Consider the following 20008-nt stretch of genomic DNA (forward strand, 5'->3'; position numbering starts at 1 on the left):
CTCCCTTGCTTGATGCACTTACATGATGTGGAAAGTTATGTAGCGGCTGCAGACCGGCTGGGGGATTATGCATGCATCTCGAAGACTATGCCGCACTCGGCCGCTCGGAGTTGCGCGTCAGTCCGCTTGCGCTCGGAACCATGACTTTTGATACGGGGGGCGCCTGGCCATCCCGTGAAAACCAGCCTGCTGCAGTTCTGGCGCGCTATCTCGAACTCGGTGGCAACTACCTCGATACTGGCAACGGAGCGGTCAAAGCGGGCGGCCAGACGGTTGTCGGCACCTATATCGCCCAGAATTCGATCAGACGTGGCGATCTTGTCATTGCTGGCAAATTCAATGTCGAATGGGATGGTGAAACACCTGGCCGCAAGGCCGTGATAGCCGGTTTCGAGCAGGCCCTTCGACGGCTGCGCACCGATTATCTCGACCTTTATTGGCTTGATAATTGGGATATCCAGGCGCCTCTGGAAGACATACTGGCGGCGCTCCACGATCTCGTTCAGTCCGGAAAATTGCGTTACTTCGGCATTTCCGATGCCCCTGCCTGGAAGGTGGCGCATGCGCACCTCCTGGCGCAATCCAACGGCTGGGCTCGGTTCATCGGTCTGCAGATCGAATATTCGCTTGCAGCAAGGCTGTTTGAAAACGAGCTCATTCCGCTGGCAACAGGATTGGGGCTTGGCGTCGTCTCGCATTCGCCCTTGAGTGGCGGTCTCATCAGCGGCAAATATAAGCCTGCCAATAATGCGGGCATGAGACGGGGGCATGCGGCGCAATTGGCGCAAAGGCCCGATGAGCAGGATCTTGAAATCGTGGACGCCTTATTCCGCGTCGCCGACGAGCTCGGTACGACGACCGCACGCGTCGCTCTTGCCTGGGCAATGGGACGCCTTGGCGTATCTTCGACGATTATCGGCGTTCATACGCTGGAACAACTCAATGAGGATATCGGCGCACTCGATGTCCAGCTCTCGCCCGAGCAGACGGCGACACTGGATGCGCTTACGATTCCCAATCCCGTCATGACCCTGCCGCTACCGTTGCACAACGCCGCGCCCCTGTGCTGCGTCGATTGAGCTGCAGCCTGCAAGCGATGCATTGCAGCCGGTGTTCGATGCTTCCAATTGCGTCCGGAAGCATGGCGCCGGAGCAAGAGGACGATTCGATGTGCGGAGGAGTGGCCGCTAGAAGCGTTGCCGATTGTCACACGATCATTATTCAATCTCACGAGTGCATGTTTGAGACGTATTCGTAATGAAATCGCATTACTTCAAATGTTGGCGCTGTGCTTACTTTCGATAGTACTTAAAGTAATTTCATTAATATTGACGCCTTACGGTAGCGGTTCGATAGCGCAGCCGACGGTTACCGATGTCAGAAGCAGGAAGACCGACCTATATTCCGGCCCTTGATGGATGGCGTGGACTCGCCGTCTTTCTGGTATTGATGGGCCATTTCGGCGGCGACAAGTACATGCCCGGTCTTGGATCCGCCGGTGTGGATCTATTTTTCGTGCTCTCCGGACGCCTTATGGCCGAGATCCTTTTCGTCAGGGAGATGCCTTTGGGCACTTTCTTCCTTCGGCGTTTCAGCCGCGTCTATCCAACTTTGTTTATATTTGTTTTGGTGAATACGGCGATCTTCTCGTCAACGTCGCTTGCGCCCGACCTTGCGGCTGTCCTCGCCGCCCTTTCTTTCACGTTAAACTACTTCATAATTACCAGTCACACCTTCGTCTCGATATTCGATCACATTTGGTCATTATGCGTGGAAGAGCACAGCTACCTCCTGCTTGGGCTGCTAGCCTTTTCATTGTGTGGTGCCGGTAACAGGTTCGTGGGGTTTTCCCTCTTGTTGCTTGGTCTTACCGCACTTGCCACCGGCATTTTGCAATATGACGTTTACGGGCAAAATCCATTTATCGTTTTTTGGTCGAGCCAGGTGGCGGCAGCGCCAATTTTGATTTCAGCTGGGTTGTTCCTGCTGATCGGGCAGCGAAGCCGCGGATTACCCCTGGAATGGTTGGTACCTTTGATATTTTTCTGCGGCTTGGCTGCGCGCTTGTTCGCCGATGTCGCCTGGCTATTTTTCGGCGTTAAAACCCTGTTGCTGGCGATCAGCGTGTGTTCGATCGAGAGCGCCACTCGCTTTTCCAGGATTTTATTTGAAGGCTCCATTATTCGGCGACTTGGGCGGATGTCGTTCTCAATATATCTATGGCAGCAGCCGTTTTACGTGCTGGCTCGGCAAGGTCTCTTAGCCGAACTGCCTGCGCTGGTCATAGCCATATGCCTTGGGTTGCTTAGCTACTATCTGATCGAGCAGCCCGCACGCACGGGATTGAATGCGTGGTTCGAAAGAAGCAAACGGCCAAATGCCGTTTCTGAAGGCGGTTGAAAAAGGGCGCGATCACCTTTGATCGCGCCCGATATTTTCAGCATCAAGCGATGTCGAAGCGGTCGGCGTTCATGACCTTGGTCCATGCCGCAACGAAGTCCTGGACGAACTTCTTCTCGGCATCGGACTGGCCGTAGACTTCGGCGATCGCGCGCAGTTGCGAGTTGGAGCCGAAAACGAGATCGGCGCGTGTCGCGGTCCACTTCACGTCGCCGGTTGCGCGGTCGCGGCCTTCGAAGACGTCCTTGGCATCCGAAACGGCCTTCCACTCCGTGCCCATGTCGAGCAGATTCACGAAGAAGTCGTTGGTCAGGGTTTCCGGACGCTTGGTGAAGACGCCGTGCTGGCTCTGGCCGACATTGGCATTCAGCACACGCAGGCCGCCGATGAGGGCGGTCATTTCCGGCGCCGTCAGCGTCAGAAGCTGTGCCTTGTCGATCAGCAGCTCTTCGGAAGAGACGGTGTAGGCCTGCCGCTGATAGTTGCGGAAGCCGTCGACGATCGGCTCGAGAACGGCGAAGGCCTCGACATCGGTTTGTTCCTGCGTCGCATCGGTGCGGCCCGGAGCGAAGGGTACGACCACGTCATGGCCGGCCTTCTTTGCAGCCTGTTCGATAGCGACCGAGCCGCCGAGAACGATCAGATCGGCAATCGATACAGTCTTGCCGCCGGTCTGGGCATCGTTGAACTTCTTCTGGATGCCTTCGAGCGTTGCCAGCACGGAAGCGAGCTGTGCCGGCTGGTTAGCCTCCCAGTCCTTCTGTGGAGCAAGACGGATGCGAGCGCCGTTTGCACCGCCGCGCTTGTCTGAGCCGCGGAAGGTCGAAGCCGAAGCCCAGGCGGTCGAAACCAGCTGCGGGATGGTGAGACCCGATGCAGCAATCTCCGCCTTGAGGGCGGCGACATCGCTGGGCTCGATCGATACGGGACCGGCAGCCGGGATCGGATCCTGCCAGATGAGCTCTTCGCTCGGCACTTCCGGGCCGAGATAGCGCACGCGCGGGCCCATATCGCGATGGGTCAGCTTGAACCATGCGCGAGCAAAGGCATCGGCGAACTCATCCGGATTTTCGAAGAAGCGGCGGGAAATCTTCTCATAAGCCGGATCGAAGCGCAGGGCGAGGTCGGTGGTCAGCATGGCAGGAGCGTGACGCTTGGACTTGTCATGCGCGTCCGGGATCGAGCCGGCGCCGGCGCCATGCTTCGGCACCCACTGATGCGCGCCCGCCGGGCTCTTCGTCAGTTCCCATTCATAGCCAAACAGGTTCCAGAAGAAGTTGTTGCTCCACTTGGTCGGCGTCGAGGTCCAGGTGACTTCGAGACCGCTGCCGATCGTGTCGCCGCCCTTGCCAGTGCCGAAGCTGTTCTTCCAGCCGAGGCCCTGTTCTTCGATGCCGGCTGCTTCCGGCTCGGGGCCGACATGGGCTGCGTCACCGGCACCATGGGTCTTGCCGAAGGTGTGACCGCCGGCAATGAGGGCGACAGTTTCTTCGTCGTTCATTGCCATGCGGGCGAAGGTTTCGCGGATGTCGCGAGCGGCTGCAAGCGGGTCCGGATTGCCGTTCGGTCCCTCAGGATTGACGTAGATGAGACCCATCTGCACGGCTGCGAGCGGGTTTTCCAGATCGCGATCGCCGCTGTAGCGCTTGTCGCCGAGCCAGGTATCTTCCGCGCCCCAGTAAATGTCCTCTTCCGGCTCCCAGACATCTTCGCGACCACCGCCGAAGCCGAAGGTCTTGAAGCCCATGGATTCCAGCGCGACGTTACCGGTCAGGACCAGCAGGTCGGCCCAGGAGATGCTGTTGCCGTATTTCTGCTTGATCGGCCAAAGGAGACGGCGAGCCTTGTCGAGGTTGACGTTATCCGGCCAGCTGTTGAGCGGAGCGAAACGCTGCGTGCCGGAGGAGGCGCCGCCGCGGCCGTCGCCCGTGCGGTAGGTGCCGGCGCTATGCCAGGCCATGCGGATGAAGAGCGGACCGTAGTGACCGAAGTCGGCCGGCCACCACTCCTGCGAATCCGTCATCAGGGCGGTGAGGTCCTTCTTCAGGGCCTCCAGATCGAGCTTCTTGAACTCTTCGGCATAGTTGAATGCCTTGCCCATCGGGCTGGACAGCGCGGAGTTCTGATGAAGGATCTTGAGGTTCAGCTGATTCGGCCACCAGTCCCGGTTCGAACGTGCGGAAACGCTCGTGTTCCCATGCGGAAACGGACATTTGCCGGCAGTCTCGACTTTTGTATCCATGATACTCTCCCTTACGATGATTTGATTTGTGACGACCGGAGAAGGAGCTTTGCCAGCCCGCCGGGAAATGGCCCGGTTCCAAAACTGGTATGGCAGCGACATGTCAGACGCATGAATCTCTCGTCATTCTGGCCTCGCGTGAAACGGAGACGTGGAAGCAGGCAAAGCTTGGATCCCCTGCCTTCCGACCGGTCCGTGCATCGATGAACTGAACGCAGTCAATGCTCTCATTATGAGCTTCGTATGACAGGCGGCCGCATCTCATCTTTGCTGCGGCACTATAGCCAAGGCTTTCCATTAATTTAAGTTGGATTTCCTGATTGGCGCGATAAGATAGACTTATGGCAAACTTCACGCTCAAACAGCTTCGCTATTTCGAAGCGCTGGCTCGGCTCGGCCACTTCGGACGTGCCGCCGATCTATGCTCGATCTCTCAGCCCGCCTTGTCGATGCAGATCAAGGAGCTGGAGGAGCAGCTCGGCACGAACCTCTTCGAAAGAGGCGCAAGACAGGTCCGGCTGACCAATTTCGGCGAGGCCTTCGCGATCCGCGTCCGCGACATCCTGCGCTCTGTCGATGAGCTGGGAGATCTTGCCCGTGCGTCGCGCGATCAGCCGGTGGGCCGGTTGCGCATCGGCATCATCCCCACGGTCGCGCCCTATCTGCTGCCGAGCATCATCGGCAATCTCTCCCGCATCTATGACGGGTTGGATATCCATGTGCGCGAGACTTTGACGTCGAAGCTGGTCGAAGAGTTGGAGGAGGGGAGGCTGGATACGGCGATCGTCGCTCTGCCCGTCTCTGAGACATCTCTGACGGAAGTGCCGCTGTTTGCGGAAAACTTCGTGTTGGTGCGACCGAGCGAGGACGAAGGCAAGCCGGTTCCCAACCGCGAGGCGCTTCGCGAAATGCGGCTGCTGCTTTTGGAAGAGGGGCACTGCTTTCGCGACCAGGCGCTTTCCTTCTGTAACATCCATTCAGCTTTGCCGCGGGAACTGATGGATGGCAGCTCGCTGTCGACGCTGGTGCAGATGGTCAGCGCCGGCATCGGCGTCACTTTGATACCGGAGATGGCCGTGGCGGTGGAAACCCGCTCGGCCTCGGTGTCGACCGTGCGCTTCCAAAGCCCGCAGCCCTCGCGCACCATCGGCATGATCTGGCGCAGGACGAGCCCTCTCGCCAAACAGCTCCTGCAGATTTCCGAAGTGGTGCGCGAGGCGGCCGACGCCATGCGCGAACAACATGATTCGATCGGACGCGCGCAGGATCTGGAGTTTGATGGCCGATTGCAACCGTCGGCTGCTCGCCACCCCGGCTTTGCTGCCGTCAATGACCCCGCTTCGCAGCGGTAGGCTCCCATCGCGCATTAACGCTGTTGGAATCTTTTCCACAGAAGGCGATATTTCAAACGATTGAAAATATTTTAATCGTTTAAATAGTTTAATGCCTTGATTTACAAAGAAACTCCTCCATGTCATGCCAGTAACGCATGGCAATGGAGGTCGTGATGCAAGAGTTTGAAAACGTAAGAAATGAAATTCCTACGTATGTGATTGATCGCCTCGAAAATGAATGGCGGGTAATGCAGACTCAGAATGGGCAGCTGGAAGCCGGGCTGGGAACTGAAACGCCTGCAAATACAGCGCCTGCAACGGGCGATAGTCTCGGATCCTTCGATAAGTAGTATTTATAAAGGCAGGAATCGCACTGCGCCGCGGGTCTAGCGGCGCTATTGAAAGCATCGCATTCCGCTTTTTTCCATGACATCCAGAAAACGGATCAGCCCCGGCTTGTTGCCAGGGCTGCTGTTTATCGTGGCGTCGCCAGCTCCGCCTTGCGATCCAGATAAGAACCGGTTCAGGCGTCGAGATAACGCTCGGTCAGACGCGCCCACATAGCGGCACCGACGGTGAGGCTTTCATCGGCGAAATCATACTTGGCGCTGTGGAGGATGGCCGAGTTCACGCCGTTGCCGAGGCGTAGGAAGCTGCCGGGCTTGTGCTCCAGGTAATGCGAGAAATCCTCGCTGCCGGGGATAAGGCCGCAGGTGGTGACCTTCTCAGCGCCGACAAGTTCCTCGGCGACCATCCGCGCGAATTCCGTTTCCTTCTCCGAGTTGACGACGACCGGATGGCCATAGACGTAGTCGATCTCGACACTTGCGCCATAACCCTCCGCAATCGACGCTGTCAGCTTGCGGATGCGCGCCTCAAGCAGCTCGCGCACCTTCGGATCGAAAGAACGGACCGTGAGCAGCATCTTCGCACTTTCGGGAATGACGTTCGATACTTCGCCGGCATGGATGGCGCCGACGGTGACAACCGCTGTCTGGGTCGGGTCGACGCTGCGGGCGACGATTGTCTGCAGACTGACGACGAGGTTGCAGGCGACAACCACCGGGTCGATGGTCAGATGCGGGCGCGAGGCATGGCCGCCTTTGCCTATGATGGTAATCTCAACTGTGTCGGCGGCCGCCATCAGCGGGCCGGAGCGCAATAGCCAGGTGCCCTCCGCAGCACCCGGATGATTGTGCAGCCCGTAAATGACGTCGAAGGGAAAGCGTTCGAACAGGCCATCCTTGATCATCGCGGGAGCGCCGCTGACAGCGCCCGCCTCCTCAGCCGGTTGGAAGATCAGGTTCACGGTGCCGTTAAAGCGGCGGGTGCGAGCGAGATATTCGGCCGCTCCGAGCAATATGGTGGTGTGCCCGTCGTGTCCGCAGGCATGCATCTTGCCCGGCGTCTTGCTGGCGTAAGCGGCGCCGGTCTGCTCGGTGATCGGCAGGGCGTCCATATCGGCGCGGATCGCGATGCTCTTCTTGCCGGCCCCAACAGTCATGCGCGCGACGACGCCATGACCGCCGACATTACGGGTAACCTCGTAACCCCAGGCTTCCAGCTTTTCGGCGACGAAGCGCGCGGTTTCCGCCTCTTCGAAGGATAGCTCGGGATTGGCGTGCAGATGCTGGCGGATGCCGGCCAGTTCGGCCTTCATCGGCTCGAAATCCGAGAGGCGGGCGAAATCGTTGTCGAGGGTCATGGCTGTTCCAATGGTTCGCTTGAGCCGCTTTCCGCCAGAAAGCGTACAGGCTGCACTGATGATGGAGCTGTCGCGCTAGATGAAGCGCGACAGGAAGCTTCTGGTGCGGGGATGCTGCGGATTGCCAATCACATCCTCGGGCTTGCCCTGTTCCACGATCTTGCCGCCATCCATGAAAACGACGCGGTCGGCCGCTTCGCGGGCAAAGCCGATCTCGTGGGTGACGACGATCATCGTGAGGCCCTGTTTTGCAAGGTCGCGCATGGTGGCAAGCACTTCGCCGACCAATTCCGGATCGAGCGCCGAAGTCGGTTCGTCGAAGAGCATCAGCTTTGGCTTGATCGCCAGCGCTCTTGCAATCGCGACGCGCTGCTGCTGGCCACCGGAGAGTTGCCGGGGGTAGTTGTGAGCCTTGGCCGACAAGCCAACGCGGTCGAGCAATGCCAGCGCATTCTCGGTTGCCTGCTTGCGGCTTTCGCCATGAATGCCGATCGGCGCCTCAATGACATTCTGCAGCGCTGTCATATGCGGATAGAGATTGAACTGCTGGAACACCATGCCGATCTTGCGCCGCTGCAGCGCGATCGCATGGTTGGAGAGCTTGACCAGCCGTCCCTTGTTCAGCCGATAGCCGATCTGCTCGCCATCGACTTCAATCGAGCCGCGATTGATCGATTCCAGATGGTTGATGCAGCGCAGGAAAGTGGACTTGCCGGAACCGGACGGCCCGAGGATGACGACCACTTCGCCGGGCGTCACATCGAGGTCGATACCTTTCAGGACTTCGAGATGTTCGAAGGACTTGTGGACATTGCGCGCCTGTACCAGTGGGCTGACGCTGACGACTGAGTTCATGGGAGCGTTCATTGGCCTGCCTCCCGCGCTGGCACGAGCGGGGGCGAGCTGTCCGCTGCCACCTTCGTCCCGCTGGTGCGGCGGTCGGCGCGGCTATAGTAGCGCTCGATATAGCTCTGGCCGATATTCAGCACCGAAGTAATCAGCAGATACCAGATGACGGCGACGAGCAGCATCGGGACGACCTCAAAGGTGCGGTTATAAATCGACTGCACGGAATAAAGCAGATCGGCCATGGCGATGACGCTGACGAGCGAGGTCGCCTTGATCATGCTGATCAACTGATTACCCGTTGGCGGCACGATGGAGCGCATGGCCTGCGGGATGATGATGCGGCGCAGAGCCCGGCTTCTCGTCATGCCGAAGGCTTCGGCGGTCTCGAACTGGCCTCTATCGACCGAAAGCAGGCCGCCACGGATGATTTCGGCCATGTAGGCGGCTTCGTTCAGAGCAAGGCCGGCGATGGCAGCCGTCATCGGGCTGATGACGGAATTCGTGTCCCAGCTGACGAAGGTCGGGCCGAATGGGATGCCGATCGATAGCGTCGGGAAGAGTGTAGAAAGATTGTACCAGAAGATCAGCTGCACGAGCAGCGGCGTGCCGCGGAAGAACCAGATGAACAGGGAGGCGAGCGTGCTTGCCAGGGTGTCCTTCGACATGCGGGCAATCGCCAGCAACAGGCCGAAGACGATGCCGAGCACCATGGCGACGACGGTCAGCCCGAGCGAGACATAGAGGCCGCTGATGACGACGGGGTCGAAGAAGTACTGGGCGACGACATGCCAGCCGAAGTTTTCATTGTGGGCGACCGACCAGGCCCAATAGGCTGCGATCGCAAGGGTAACGATCCAGGCTGCCACACGACCCTTCGGGAACGGTGTGTGGGCATTTGCCACATCCCGTTCCCCCGCATCGCCTGAAGGCGATGCGATGTTTCCGGCGTTCCTACTCATTTCGGCAATGTCCCGCCAAGATTGATACCCGGTTCCTTGATCATGTTATTCTCAAGGCCCCATTTTTTCATGATGGCGGCGTAAGTACCGTTGTCCATGAGAAGTTTGACGGCATCCTTCAGAATTGGGCCGAGTGGCGAGCCTTTCGGGACGACGGCGCCCTGATAGAGATCCTCGAAACCGTTTTTCTGGCCGACGCCCGTTAATTCGAGCTGGCCGTTCGCCTGAGAGACGAAATAGGTGAGCGGGGCTTGCGAGGAGAAGAAGGCGTCGGAGCGCTTGGAGCGGACGGCGAGGATCGAGCTTGGCTGGTCGGTGAAGGATTGGACTTCAATTGCACCCTTACCGTCGGTCTTGCACTTCTCGGCCTGAACCTGGATCACCTTTTCGGCCGATCCGCCGGCCATGACGGCGATGCGCTGGCCGCAGGCGCTGTCGAGCGAGGTAATCCCCTTCGGATTGCCCTTCTGGACGGCGAAGACGACGAATTCCTGCACCCAGTCGACGAAGTCGTTGGCTTCCTCGCGGCTCTTGAAATCGCCGATCGGCCCGAAGGCAAACTGATAGCGGCCGGAATTGATGCCCGCGAGGATGGCGGGCAGGCCGCTGACGCTTTCATGCTCGATCTTCACGCCAAGCACCTCGCCGATCGCGTCGGTCAGATCGGCGCTGGCGCCGGTCAGCTTGGTGCCGGTGACGATTTCATAGGGAGGGAAAGAGCCGTTGTTGACGGAGATCATTTTGCCCGATGTGCGGATCGCTTCCGGCAGCTTGGCTTGCAGGTCCTTGTTGACCGAAAGTTTCGGCAGGCTCGCATCTTCGGCGAAGGCGGCGCCCGACATCATCAGGCTTGCCAGGGCGAGGTAGGTCATTTTCTTCAGCGACATGTTCATTCCCCTTTTTGCTTTGTGTCTCTGATTTTTCAGTCGATGGTCAGGCAGCGCTCGTCCGGCCGCCGTCGACGTCGAACGGGAAGAGTTCCTCCGGCGTCATCAGTCGCGGCAGGATGCCCTGCACATGCAGCTCCTCGGCGAAATCGGCGATCATCTTGCGGTTGGCGGCAAAGCCGCTCGCATCCCACCCTTCGGGCAGCTCGGTTGCCGATTTCAACAGTTCGTCGAGCATGAAGGGCGTGGTTTCGGCATATTTGCGCCGCTTGCTGAGCCACATGCGCTGCGATTCGTCGATCAACCTGCTCAATTCGGCAATGACCCAGGGATGCTCGGCGACGATCTCAGCCTTCAGGCCGATCAGGTGCATCCCCGGTACATAGCCCACATCGGCAAAATAGCGATGCTCGACCGCGCGGAAATCGGGCAGGAGCTGGCGGAAGCCGGAGTTGCCGGCGAAATAGCCGTCCGGCATGAAGGGCGTGAAGATCGCGTCAAGCAGCCCTTCCTTCAGCAGGTCCACCATCGGCCTTTCGCCGGGTGCCGCCTCGATGCGGCCGGGGCGGCCGAAGCCGTCGAGGCGATCGGTGATCGGATGCGCTTCGGTGAGGCGACCGGCATACCACATGGCACCTTCGACGCCGACGCCTTCGCGGCGCAGCGCCGCCCGCGTCCAGGTGTTGCCGGAGTCGCGCCAGCCGGTGACGCCGATACGCTTGCCGGCCAATTGGGCGAAGCTCGTGATCGGGCTTTCCTTGGTCGTGATGACGCAGCGATGGCGGAAGCCGCGCATGATGAAGTTCGGTATGCCGACCACGCTCTCGTCGCCGTCGATGCGCATCTGCGTGTAGCGGCTGAAGGAGGTTTCCGCCGCGTCATAGGCGTCGCTCTTCCCAACATGCGAGACCAGCGTGCCGACCCGATCCACCTTGATGTCGAGTTTCGGGGAGGAGACATCACCCAGGACCAGAGGGGTCATGTAGTCCCAGTCGCGGAGGGCAAGGCGGAGAGTAAGGGGCATGAAATTCACTCGCGGGAAAACTTGTTTTCTCAACGAGTAAATGTTCAATATAAGTCGATCAAATGTTATTACGTTATTGAACATTAAAAATGGTGTCAGAAATGAGCGAAGAGCGGGATGCGAATTGGCTTGCTTCGAAATTGAGCGATCGAACCATCCGCGGCATCGCGCTTGAGACGAGCGCGCTCATCCGAGCCGGTGTGTTGCCTGTTGGAACCAAGCTGCCGCCGATCCGCGACCTGGCCTTTGCGCTTGGGGTAAGCCCGGCAACCCTGTCGGAAGCCTGGAGCGAACTCAGACGTCAGAAGATCATCAGCGGACGCGGCAGGAATGGCACATGGGTCAGCGGCGACCGCTTCGTCGCCAAGCCGGCGCGGTTAGCAAGTGTCGGCGATTACGGTTCCGACGCCCTCAATCTGACAGCAGCCGTTCCCGATGTTCGCCTGCTGCCAAAGCTGGAGGCGGCGATGGCCTATGGCGCCTCGGCCGAAAATCTCAACAGCTACGAGCGCAGCCGCATCCTGCCGGAGCTTGAGCGCGAGGTCAGGAAGACATGGCCTTATGAGCCGGAGGCGTTCCTGGCGACCAATGGCGGCTATAATGCCGTCTACACCCTGATCAACGCCCTCGTCATGCCGGGTGCTGCCGTTGCGATCGAAGATCCGACGGGCATGCGGCTTCTCGATATTCTCGAGGATCGGGGCGCCCGTATCATTCCGGTGAAATGCGACGAGGAGGGGCCGCTGCCGGCCTCGCTGGAGGAAGCGCTAAAATATCGCCCGGTCGCTTTCATCTTCCAGCCGCGCATCCATTCCGTCACCGGCCAGAGCGTGAGCCCGGCACGCATGGCAAGCCTCACGGAGATCCTTCGCGACAAGGATACGCTGATCGTCGAGGACGATGGCATTGCCGATATCTCGACGGCACCACGTCATTCGATGGGACTTCTCTTTCCGGATCGGGTCCTCCATATTCTGTCTTACTCGAAGACGCACGGGCCGGACCTGCGCCTCGCCGTATTGTCGAGCTCACGGGCGATCATCGACCAGATCCAGTCCTATCGCAGCTTTAGTTCCGGCTGGACCAGCCGTATCCTGCAGGCGGCGGCTGCCTGGCTGCTGCGCGATCCGGCGACGGCATCGTGCCTGGATCATGCCCGCAGGACCTATCGGGAACGCCGCGCAGGACTCATCGATGCGCTTCGCGAACGCGGCGTCGATGCGTGGCACGGAGAGGGATTATGTGCCTGGGTGCCGGTCTCCTCGGAGCCCTTCGCAATGGTGACCCTTGCCGCTCGGGGCATTGCCGTACATCCCGGTGCCAAGTTCTCAATCCTGCCCAGCAGCCACTTGCGCGTCGCGACGGCCAATCTTTCGGAGCGGTGTGACGAGGTTGCCGATGCCATCGCACTTGCCGCCGTCCACACGTGATCTCCGGAGATAGTCAGCCGCGTTGGCTGGCTTCGATGCCTTTGTGAGCGCCTTTCGAGGCGCCGATATAGCGAACCAGGATTTCCGCCAGCTTGGCCGAGATGAGGGCGATGATGGAAATCGCGACGAGATAGATCGCGATGTAGACGGGCTGCGGCAAGTGGGTATCGCGCATCAGATGCCCGTAAATCTCAGTGAAGCCGCGATGGCACATATAGATGGGATAGGAGAGGTAGCCGAGAAAGATACCGAGCCGTTGCAGCTTCTCCGGCAGTTCCAGCATTGTGCCGGCAAGGACGATGAGCGGCGAGATCAGGATGCAGAAAACAAGCGCATATTTCAGCGAATAGGTGGGGAGAAACAGCAAGATTAAGATCACCGCAATGGGCAGCAGGGCGGCATAGCTGTTCATGGTCCAGCCAATCGCGGTGCTGTTTCGAAGCCGGTAGATGATCATTCCGAGCGTGAAGGAAAAGAAGACGCGGGCAAAGCCGCCGTCCACCGAATGCCATTCCCAGCCAAGATCGAGCGATTTGTGCAGGAAGACGGAGCCGATCAGCAGCGCCAGAGATGCAGTGGCTATGAGGATCAAGCTCCGCGTTTTCAATCTGAACAGCACGAGCGCGAATATGAGATTGACCAGCAGCTCCCAAAACAGCGACCAGGCGGGGCCATTCAGCGGATAAAGCGCCAAGATGTCGCCCGCCGACCGCGTCAGAAAACTCGGCGAAGGCAGCATGAATATGGTCGTAAGCATGCTCGCGGCAAGATCGGCCCGTCCGACACCGGATGCCTGCCAGTGCAGCAGCAATTGCACAAGGCCGTAGACGCTGCCGATGAGAAAGAGCGGATAGAGACGCGCGTAGCGAGCCTTCATGAAGGCCAGCACGGTCATGCCGCTCGCGAGTTTTTCACCATAGGCCCTGGCAATCACGAAGCCGCTGAGCACGAAGAAAAAATCGACCGCGATATAGGCCGAAGGCGCATAGGGCCTGTCGAGGTGATAGACGACAACGGCGAATGCCGCCAGGCCGCGCATTGCATCCAGGGCGGCATATCTGTGTCTCGTTGCATCAGCCGGCATTGGTCGAAACCTCGTTGGGCGGAAAGGATTGCGCTTACGCTATCCGGCGGCGCGCGCGCCGAAGAACTCGTTTCTGAGGTTGCGATCGAGCGGGCGCACCCGCGAAAGGTTGCCCAGCAACTGGCGCGGACTTGTCAGCACCGACCGGTTGAGGAAATGGGTCCTGATGAGATTGGAGGATTTACTGTGGGCGCCGGCATGGCCGACCCGATAGATCGCGCCGCGGAAGGGCAGCGAGCCGAGCGGAGAGCCGGCGTCGGCCAGCAGCTTGCCGATGCGCACGTGGCTGCCGAGCATGGATTTGATATAATCGATCTCCGCATCCTCGAAGGTCGCCGGCAAGCGATAGAGATCGGAGCGAATGATCAGCGACGTACCGCAATAATTGGCGAAGTCGTTGTGATGCATAAGCAGTCTGCCGCCTTCGTTCCAAAGATAGCCTCGGTTGATTTTCCAGCCGTTGGCATCGCTATTTCCAGCCGCGAAATCCACGATGTTGGCGCTGACGAAATCATCGTCGTCGACGATCATGAAGAAACGGGTATCCCGCGCGGATAGCATGCCGCTCAGGACGCGGCGGCCCTTGTCCAGCCGGAATGCATCATAGACCTTCTCGCGATCGGCGCCGTTGATGTCATGCAGCTGGTTTGGCGGGAAGGTCACGCGTTCTGCCGTAAAATTCGGCGGCAGATCCGGCAGATCGGCGCCTTCATTGGCGACGACAACGCCGCGCCAGTTTTTGTTGGACTGCCCGGCGATCGATGCGATCGTTTGCGACAGCCGCCGTTTCAGCGCCGGCCAATCATTGGAATTGGCCTGATGGCGAACGGGAATGATGAACGTAACCAGTGTCATGAGCCGCCTTTCCGACTTGGTATTCTATCGCGAGATGGAATGAGCCTTTTCCGTCCTTGTTCGCGACGACTGCTACTGTGCCTTCGCGCGACGGCCTTGCAGCGTCGTTCGCACGAGGAAGAGGACCCTTTCTCTGCATAGGAGAAGGATGAGGGCCGAATAGGCGAGGCCACCGACTAGGACTTCACAGATAAGGCGTTCTGCCAGCGGTTGGTTGACTAGGGCCGACGAGATTGCCAGCACGGCGACAAGCATGCCGAGATAAGCGGCGATGGGTCTCAGGAACTGACCGAAATATTCCGCGATGCTGAGACCGATCAATCGCGACACCATCCACAGCGTCACCGGCCAGAGCATCACTACTCCGAGCATGAGACCAAATACGACCGTTGTCACCCCGTATTGGTGAAGAATGAGCACGGTGAGGATCGAGACGACGTTGCGCACCAGCTGATAGTAGAACCACCAGTCGGATCTGCCCTGGCTGGTGATCAGGGAGGCCTGGATGATGCCGATACCGGCCATCAGGCCGATGACGCAGAAGAAACGAACCGGCCAGATGGCGGCGGCCCAGTGCGGTCCGAAGATCAGCGGAATGGCATCGTCGGCGACCGCCGCAAGCCCCATGAAGGCCGGGAAAGACACCAGCGAGCAGCCGAAGGTCGCCATGAGGAAGGCTTCGCGCACCTTGTCCTTATCGTGCTGCAGCGAGGAGAGCAGCACGTGGCTGACCGAATTCAGCCCGCCCGCAACGACATTGTTGAGCATTTCGTAGAGCCGCCGAGCGAAATTATAGATTCCGAGAGCGGCCGGGCTTACCAGCGTGCCGATGATCAGCTGGTCGAGATTCATGGTCTGGAGGAATCGGTTGCCCGAGGCGAAGATGCCGTAATGCAGCAATTCGCGCAGGCTCGAGAGCTTGATACGGAAACCCGGCAGCCATCTTGCGCCCCAGAATGCGGCAATACAGGCAGCAGCGGGAGCTGCGATCTGGGCAATTGCAAGCGCCCATAGCCCGAAACCGGCGAAGATCAGCGCAAGACAGATCGTCGCCGAAACGGTGGTGGCGATCGCCGTGCGGGCAGCTGCGAGATGGAAGGACATCGTGCGGCCGATCAGGGCGTTTGGCACGATGATCATCATGTCGAAGAAGATTTTCAGGCCGATGATCAGCAGCAGCTTGACGATGTTGTCATGTCCGACCCAATGGGCGAGAAACGGGGAAAGCAGAAACAGCGCGGCATAGAGGATCGCCGCGGAGGCGAAGGATAGCCAGAAGACAGTATCGAGGTGGCTGCGCCGAATGGATTTCTGCTGGATCAACGCCTCGCCGAAGGCCGTCGGGCCGAAACCGGAAGCGAAACTGACGATGGCGAAGGCGAGCGCGACCAGGCCGAAATCCTGGGGCAGAAGAAAACGCGAGGTGACGACGAAGACCAGGCTGTTGAGCGCCGTTGGGATCAACGTGTCCAGCGCCGACCAGAAGGCGCCTCTCAATGCGGCCCGCGATCGATTCTCGCTCAGATGTTCAAAGACGACTTCATCCGCTTCGGAAGCCAGCAAACGCATACCTCGCCGTTTTTAGACCTTCGGCGAATGCCGGAAACACGGCGCCCGCCATTGCCGCTTCGCCGTCGCCCGATGAAGCAGGACGGCGCGCTGGATGCATGATCTAGGCCAGCCCCTCGATTTGTCCAGGGAAAATTGTTGCATTGCAACATTGCGTTGCTGAAAGTGATGTGGCGATCAAGGCAAACGCGAAATTTGCCTCTTCCGAGTAGTGAAAAAGTGAGCTTCTACTGCGCGGCCGAGCGGACCCTTGGCTCGTCCCATTCGATCTCGGCAGCCGTTTCCGCTTCTTCCTGAGGCTCGTTCATCTCGTAAAGATAGCCTTCGAGCATGTCGCAGGCGCGTTCGGTGGCGCCGATCTTTGCTTCCGTTTCGCTGATGGCGGTGGCGATCGCTTTGATGCGGGCGCGCAGCATGTGGCCGACTACGTCTTTGCCCGGACGCTTGCCCAGCCGCTCTAAATGAAGGCCGATGCGATTGGAGTGTCGCTCGAGCTCGCTCTTGCTGAAATTCGCCTTGCGAATTTCTTCCAGAAGGCTCGCGCGCATCTTGGCGACCGGATCGAAGGTACCAGGTTCCCGTTCGTCAAGCACGACCTCGGTAATCAGCTTTTCGATCGCGACCAGTGCCTGCAGGTCGACGGCATCGGTCAGCTCGACATCATAGCCGGTATCGTCGAACACCTTGCGCCGTACGGGGTCGAGAAGAAGCTCGTAGGCCTTTTGCAACCGCGCGAAAGCCTCGGTATCGCCGCCGGAATCCGGATGGGCTGCCTTCGCGCGCTTGCGGTAAGCTGCCTTGATCTGCTCTTCGCCCGCATCGCGCGTAACGCCGAGAATATCGTAGGGATCAGTCACTCCAACTCCTGCCGCCACTTATTCCTGTTTTAGGCCTAGCCGCTGATATCGCCGGAGCGGTTTAAACTTCCCGCCCGATCGTTTCAATCAGCTCCGGCGCTATTTGTACCATCACAAAGGCAGAGTTTGGACAAAAAGAGTCAGGTGTCAAAAACGGAAAGGTTTCCGTTGTGGAAAGGCGGCGTTCAGGACATAGGCCACGTGGAGACGGCGAAACAAGACAAATTCGGCCCGCTCCGTTGCTGGAGGCGGGCCGATCATTCAATGCTCCGGATTTTTTAAGCGGCCGAGAACGGCACGGCGACGAAGGTCTTGTTACCGTCGCGCTCGATCAGGAGCAGGACGGACTTGCGGCCATCCTTGCCGGCTTTGGCAACGGCCGTCTGCACCTCATGGGCGTTGTGGACCGGCTGATCGTTGACCGAGACGATAATGTCGCCGGTTTGGATGCCGGCCGCGGCGGCGGGCTTCTCGGGATTGACGCTGGCAACGACGGCGCCCTCGACGCCATGCGGCAGGTTCAACTGCTCACGCACATCCGGTGTGAGGTTGGCAAGGCCGACGCCAATGCTCGGTTGGTTGGAGGGCTGGACCTTGCCGTCGCCAGCGTCGTTGGCAGCCTGCTTATTGCCGTCATTGCCGCCGATGGTGACATTGACGTCCATGCTCTTGCCGTCGCGCCACAGAGTGATGGAACGCTTGTCGCCGGGAGAGAGATCGGCGACCAGCCGCGACAGATCCTTCGGCGTCTTCACGCTCTCGTTGCCGACGGCGGTGACGATGTCGCCGCTCTTGATGCCGGCGCGTGCGGCTGGCGTATCGTCATTGACGCTGGCAACGAGCGCACCCTGGGTCTGCGAGAGGCCCATGGCATTGGCGATATCCGAGGTCACCGGTTGGATGGCGACACCCAGATAGCCGTGATCGATCGAGCCGTTCTTCTCGAGCTTCGCGACGATCGCCTTGGCCTCGGCAGAGGGAATGGCAAAGCCCACACCGACGCTGCCGCCGTTCGGCGAGTAGATGGCGGTGTTGATGCCGACGACATTGCCTTCGCGGTCGACCAGCGGCCCGCCGGAATTGCCGTGGTTGATGGGGGCATCGATCTGGATGAAGTCGTCATAGGGGCCGCTGTGCAGGTCGCGGCCGCGCGCCGAGACGATGCCAGCTGTGACGGTCGTGCCGATGCCGAAGGGATTGCCTATGGCGAGAATCTGGTCACCAAGCTTCAGCTTGTCGGAGTCACCCCAGGCGATGGTCGCCAGCGGCTTCGGCGCGTTGATCTTCAGAACGGCAAGGTCGGATTTGGCATCTGCGCCCAGCAATTTGGCCGGCAGCTCCGTGCCATCATCAAGCGTCACCTTGATGTCGACGGCGTTTTGAATGACGTGGTTGTTGGTGACAATGACTCCATCCGGGCTGATGATGAAGCCGGAACCGAGCGCCATGGCGCGCTGGCTCTGCTGCTGACGCGGCATCTGCTTCGGGAAGGGGATACCCTGGTTTTCGAAGAATTGCCGGAACTGCTCGTCCATCGGCGAATTGCTGCCGTCGGCGCTGGTATCGGTCGCCTTCATGGTGGTGGTGACGGTGACGACGGCCGGCTTGTCGGCATCGACGATCGGCGCGAAGGAGCCGCCGGGTGCGATGATGCCGGCCGGTTCGGCGGCCGAGGCGACGGTTGCGGATGTGCTGAAGGCAAAAGGCAATGCGCCGGCGCCGACGATGATAGCGGCACCGACGATGGCGGCTGTGCGATGTTTGCGGAGAAGAGAAGGCATGGCGAAAGTCCCTTGCGAGATCGTTGGCGGTTTGGCGGCTCGTCCATACCGGGGACGAGCTGTGATTGGTTCCGCGTCAATTTTGCGAGCGACTTTGTTTCCCGTTTTTACTGCGGGAAGCAAAGTATAGATTTGAATTGGCGCTTGGTGTTAATATGATCCGCCGAGAAACTTTTACAAATTAAATATTGATCATGTTTTTATTGCAAAATTTTAAGATATTACATGAATTTAATGTTGGTCGGCCGGAATTTTTCCATATTTAAAGCTGCGCTGCCGGCCAACGCTTGAGGGCTTCTGTTCCAAGCTCCGTCAGCGCGTAGATGCCGCGGTCGATGCGCTCGAACCAGCCATAGACATTATCTCTCAGAATTTGTGGCGCCTTCGGTGCCGCTTCGCGCATATCCTTCGGGCGTTGCACGCCGTTTTCAATAGCGGCGGCGCAGGCAAGGGCCTGCTGGCGATAGGCGGTCATGATTGGCTTGCGGGTGCTGCCGCCAAGAGCGGGGTCGCCCTTGCGCCGACGATGCTCGTCGACAAGGCGCGATCTGCGCCGTGCATTCTTGCGGGGCATCGGCGCGACGGGACTGACGACGATATCGACTAGGTCGCTGTCGGAGACGGTGAGCATGCCGAAGCCTAACCTTCGGCAAAGATCGCGGAACCGACGATCGCCCTCCCGACCCTTGCCCTTTACCGAGACGCGGGCGGCGATCCAGACCTCGTCGCTGGCAGCGGCGCGATCCACCGCCTGCAAGACGAGTTCGAGGTTGAAGGTCATCTTCAGTTCGCAGATGACGACGACGGGCGGCTCGCCATCAGTCAGGCCGACAAGGTCGCAGCCGCCAATCTCGCCTTTCACCGCATAGCCGGCGGCTTCGAGAAATGACTTGATAGGGAGATAGAGCGCCGTTTCCAAATCCGCCTCCGGGCTTTGCACATCCGCACGAGATTAGCCGATTCGGTTAACCAGAAGGTCGATAGAGGTGCGGGGGCAGCTCCTGCGGCGAAGCCAACTATCACCGGTTGAAA

At 59.4% G+C, this 20008-nt stretch carries 17 protein-coding genes; 5 read left to right on the forward strand and 12 right to left on the reverse strand.

Annotated features, from left to right (window positions below; all coding sequences use genetic code 11):
• The first annotated feature begins 71 nt into the window (after positions 1–71).
• Together FHT73_RS11145 and FHT73_RS11150 are read left to right on the forward strand one after the other, a co-directional pair.
• The gene (locus FHT73_RS11145; protein WP_183711617.1) at positions 72–1079 is read left to right on the forward strand and encodes an aldo/keto reductase; all 1008 of its coding nucleotides are present in this window, start codon (positions 72–74) and stop codon (positions 1077–1079) included.
• Positions 1080–1374: 295 nt separating this feature from the next.
• Positions 1375–2400 (forward strand): acyltransferase, encoded by a 1026-nt coding sequence (locus FHT73_RS11150; RefSeq protein WP_183711619.1) that lies wholly within the window; start codon positions 1375–1377, stop codon positions 2398–2400.
• 43 nt (positions 2401–2443) lie between these two features.
• Here the strand turns inward: FHT73_RS11150 and katG are convergent, their stop codons facing one another.
• The gene (gene katG, locus FHT73_RS11155; RefSeq protein WP_112608870.1) at positions 2444–4642 is read right to left on the reverse strand and encodes a catalase/peroxidase HPI; all 2199 of its coding nucleotides are present in this window, start codon (positions 4640–4642) and stop codon (positions 2444–2446) included.
• A 341-nt stretch (positions 4643–4983) separates the two neighbouring features.
• On the opposite strand from katG, the gene FHT73_RS11160 reads away from it, so the two are divergent.
• Both FHT73_RS11160 and FHT73_RS11165 read left to right on the forward strand, forming a co-directional pair.
• Complete coding sequence (locus tag FHT73_RS11160) at positions 4984–5994, forward strand: LysR substrate-binding domain-containing protein (protein WP_112608872.1); 1011 nt, start codon at positions 4984–4986, stop codon at positions 5992–5994.
• A gap of 155 nt (positions 5995–6149) precedes the next feature.
• A complete protein-coding gene (locus FHT73_RS11165; protein WP_015343350.1) occupies positions 6150–6326 on the forward strand; it encodes a hypothetical protein in 177 nt (58 codons plus the stop codon).
• 173 nt (positions 6327–6499) lie between these two features.
• Here FHT73_RS11165 and FHT73_RS11170 read toward each other — a convergent pair whose 3' ends face one another.
• The 5 genes from FHT73_RS11170 to FHT73_RS11190 form a co-directional block, all read right to left on the reverse strand.
• Positions 6500–7681: a M20 aminoacylase family protein gene (locus FHT73_RS11170; protein WP_183711621.1), complete on the reverse strand. Its 1182-nt coding sequence runs from the start codon at positions 7679–7681 to the stop codon at positions 6500–6502.
• 75 nt (positions 7682–7756) lie between these two features.
• Positions 7757–8536, reverse strand: a complete 780-nt coding sequence (locus tag FHT73_RS11175) for an amino acid ABC transporter ATP-binding protein (RefSeq protein WP_183711841.1) — start codon at positions 8534–8536, stop codon at positions 7757–7759.
• Between the two features lie 8 nt (positions 8537–8544).
• Positions 8545–9489 carry an amino acid ABC transporter permease gene (locus tag FHT73_RS11180; protein ID WP_183711623.1) on the reverse strand — a complete coding sequence of 315 codons (945 nt, stop codon included), beginning with the start codon at positions 9487–9489 and terminating at the stop codon, positions 8545–8547.
• Positions 9486–10376 carry an ABC transporter substrate-binding protein gene (locus FHT73_RS11185; protein ID WP_183711625.1) on the reverse strand — a complete coding sequence of 297 codons (891 nt, stop codon included), beginning with the start codon at positions 10374–10376 and terminating at the stop codon, positions 9486–9488. Before FHT73_RS11185 ends, FHT73_RS11180 begins: the two co-directional genes overlap by 4 nt.
• 46 nt (positions 10377–10422) lie before the next feature.
• On the reverse strand, positions 10423–11400 hold the full coding sequence (locus FHT73_RS11190) for a nitrate ABC transporter substrate-binding protein (protein ID WP_183711627.1): 978 nt from the start codon (positions 11398–11400) through the stop codon (positions 10423–10425).
• Positions 11401–11501: 101 nt separating this feature from the next.
• On the opposite strand from FHT73_RS11190, the gene FHT73_RS11195 reads away from it, so the two are divergent.
• Positions 11502–12830, forward strand: a complete 1329-nt coding sequence (locus FHT73_RS11195) for a PLP-dependent aminotransferase family protein (RefSeq protein ID WP_183711628.1) — start codon at positions 11502–11504, stop codon at positions 12828–12830.
• A gap of 13 nt (positions 12831–12843) precedes the next feature.
• Here FHT73_RS11195 and FHT73_RS11200 read toward each other — a convergent pair whose 3' ends face one another.
• The 6 genes from FHT73_RS11200 to FHT73_RS11225 all read right to left on the reverse strand — a co-directional run bounded on the left by FHT73_RS11200 (position 12844) and on the right by FHT73_RS11225 (position 19895).
• On the reverse strand, positions 12844–13914 hold the full coding sequence (locus tag FHT73_RS11200; protein ID WP_183711630.1) for an acyltransferase: 1071 nt from the start codon (positions 13912–13914) through the stop codon (positions 12844–12846).
• Between the two features lie 39 nt (positions 13915–13953).
• Complete coding sequence (locus tag FHT73_RS11205; RefSeq protein ID WP_183711632.1) at positions 13954–14769, reverse strand: galactosyl transferase; 816 nt, start codon at positions 14767–14769, stop codon at positions 13954–13956.
• Positions 14770–14841: 72 nt separating this feature from the next.
• The gene (locus FHT73_RS11210; protein WP_183711634.1) at positions 14842–16338 is read right to left on the reverse strand and encodes a lipopolysaccharide biosynthesis protein; all 1497 of its coding nucleotides are present in this window, start codon (positions 16336–16338) and stop codon (positions 14842–14844) included.
• 227 nt (positions 16339–16565) lie between these two features.
• The gene (locus FHT73_RS11215) at positions 16566–17195 is read right to left on the reverse strand and encodes a DnaJ domain-containing protein (RefSeq protein ID WP_183711642.1); all 630 of its coding nucleotides are present in this window, start codon (positions 17193–17195) and stop codon (positions 16566–16568) included.
• Between the two features lie 278 nt (positions 17196–17473).
• Positions 17474–18976, reverse strand: coding sequence for a DegQ family serine endoprotease (locus FHT73_RS11220; protein WP_183711644.1), 1503 nt, complete (start codon positions 18974–18976; stop codon positions 17474–17476).
• A 262-nt stretch (positions 18977–19238) separates the two neighbouring features.
• Positions 19239–19895, reverse strand: a complete 657-nt coding sequence (locus FHT73_RS11225) for a DUF2161 family putative PD-(D/E)XK-type phosphodiesterase (protein ID WP_183711646.1) — start codon at positions 19893–19895, stop codon at positions 19239–19241.
• Between the last annotated feature and the right edge of the window lie 113 nt (positions 19896–20008).

This window comes from Rhizobium sp. BK098, assembly GCF_014193155.1.
Classification (GTDB): domain Bacteria; phylum Pseudomonadota; class Alphaproteobacteria; order Rhizobiales; family Rhizobiaceae; genus Rhizobium.